Genomic DNA, 1,689 nt, shown 5'->3' with positions numbered 1-1,689 from the left:
TGGATCGTCGTCCACGACGGGGTCCGGCCCTGCGTGACGCCCGAGCTCGTGACGGGTGTCCTGGCCGAAGCCCGCGCGCACGGTGCCGCGGTCGCGGCCCTGCCCATCGCGGAGACGCTGAAGCGCGCGGCGGAGGGCTGGGTCACGGCGACGGTGGACCGCGACGGGCTCTGGGCGATCCAGACCCCGCAGGCCTTTCGGGCCGCCCTGCTGCGGGAGGCGCATCGGCGCGCGGCGGCCGACGGGCTGCTGGCGACCGACGATGCGGCGCTCGTCGAGCGCCTGGGCGCGCCGGTGCGGGTGGTTCCCGGGCTGCCGGGGAACGTGAAGATCACGCGGCCCGATGACCTCGGGTTGGCGCGGGCCCTCCTGTGGAAGCGAAAGGCACGTTGACGCGGGTCGGGTTCGGCTTCGACGTCCATCCGTTCGCCGCGGGCCGTCCACTGGTCCTCGGCGGCGTGGAGGTGCCCGCCGAGCGCGGGCTCGGAGGACACTCGGACGCCGACGTCCTGACCCACGCCGTGGCGGACGCCCTCCTGGGGGCCCTCGCGCTCGGCGATCTGGGCCGGCACTTCCCCGACTCCGACCCGCGGTACCGCGGGGCGGCGAGTCTCCCCCTCCTGGCCGAGGTCCTGGCGCGGGTCCGGGCCCACGGGGGGCGGGTCGTCAACATCGACGCCACGATCGTCGCCGAGAGCCCGCGTCTCGGGGAGTGGCTCGACGCCATGCAGAAGCGGCTGGCGGCCACGCTGACCCTCGAGCCGGGCCGGGTGAGTGTCAAGGCCAAGCACGCCGAGGGCCTCGGTGCGCTCGGGCGGCACGAGGGCATCGCGGCGATGGCGGTGGCGCTGGTGGAGGTGGCCGGGTGAGCCTGCACGTCTACAACTCGCTGACTCGCCAGAAGGAGGAGATCGTTCCCCTCACGCCGGGTCAGATCGGGATGTACGTCTGCGGCGTGACCGCCTACGACCAGGCCCACGTCGGCCACGCCCGGAGCGCCCTCGTCTTCGACGTGATCCGGCGCTACCTGACCTTCCGCGGCTACCGGGTCCGCTTCGTGAAGAACTTCACCGACGTGGAGGACAAGATCATCGCCCGGGCCGCCGAGACGGGCGAAGACTGGCGAAGCCTGACCGAGCGGTACATCCGGGCCTACCAGGAGGACATGGCCTGGCTCGGGGTGGCGCCGCCCGAGCGGCCCGGATACGCCCCGCGGGCGACCGAGCACATCCCGGAGATGATCGCCCTGATCGAGCGTCTCCTGACCGCCGGGATGGCCTACACGGTCGACGGCGACGTCTACTTCGCAGTGCGCCGGTTTCCGCGCTACGGGCGGCTGTCGGGCCGCGAGCTCGAGGACCTCCAGGCGGGCGCCCGGGTCGAGGTCGACGAGCGAAAGCGTGATCCGCTCGACTTCGCCCTCTGGAAGGCCTCGAAGCCGGGGGAGCCGTGGTGGGACAGCCCGTGGGGCCGGGGCCGGCCGGGATGGCACATCGAGTGCTCGGCCATGTCCATGAAGTACCTCGGCGAGACCTTCGACGTCCACGGCGGCGGTCAGGACCTCATCTTCCCGCACCACGAGAACGAGATCGCGCAGTCCGAGGCCGCCACCGACCAGCCCTTCGTCCGGTACTGGATCCACAACGGCTTCGTGAACATCGACAGCGCGAAGATGTCCAAGTCGCTCGG

At 72.3% G+C, this 1,689-nt stretch carries 3 protein-coding genes; all 3 read left to right on the top strand.

Annotated features, from left to right (window positions below):
• Positions 1–393: 2-C-methyl-D-erythritol 4-phosphate cytidylyltransferase (locus VGW35_03795; protein HEV8306765.1), on the top strand; the 393-nt coding region annotated here is incomplete at its 5' end.
• Positions 390–869, top strand: coding sequence for a 2-C-methyl-D-erythritol 2,4-cyclodiphosphate synthase (ispF, locus tag VGW35_03790; protein HEV8306764.1), 480 nt, complete (start codon positions 390–392; stop codon positions 867–869). The genes VGW35_03795 and ispF, both read left to right, overlap by 4 nt.
• On the top strand, positions 866–1,689 hold an 824-nt coding region (cysS, locus tag VGW35_03785; protein ID HEV8306763.1), incomplete at its 3' end, for a cysteine--tRNA ligase. The genes ispF and cysS, both read left to right, overlap by 4 nt.

The organism is Candidatus Methylomirabilota bacterium (assembly GCA_036005065.1).
GTDB lineage: Bacteria > Methylomirabilota > Methylomirabilia > Rokubacteriales > DASRDR01 > DASYQW01.
The sequence above is the reverse complement of the archived record's forward strand: the minus strand, read 5'-3'. Positions and strand labels throughout refer to the sequence as shown.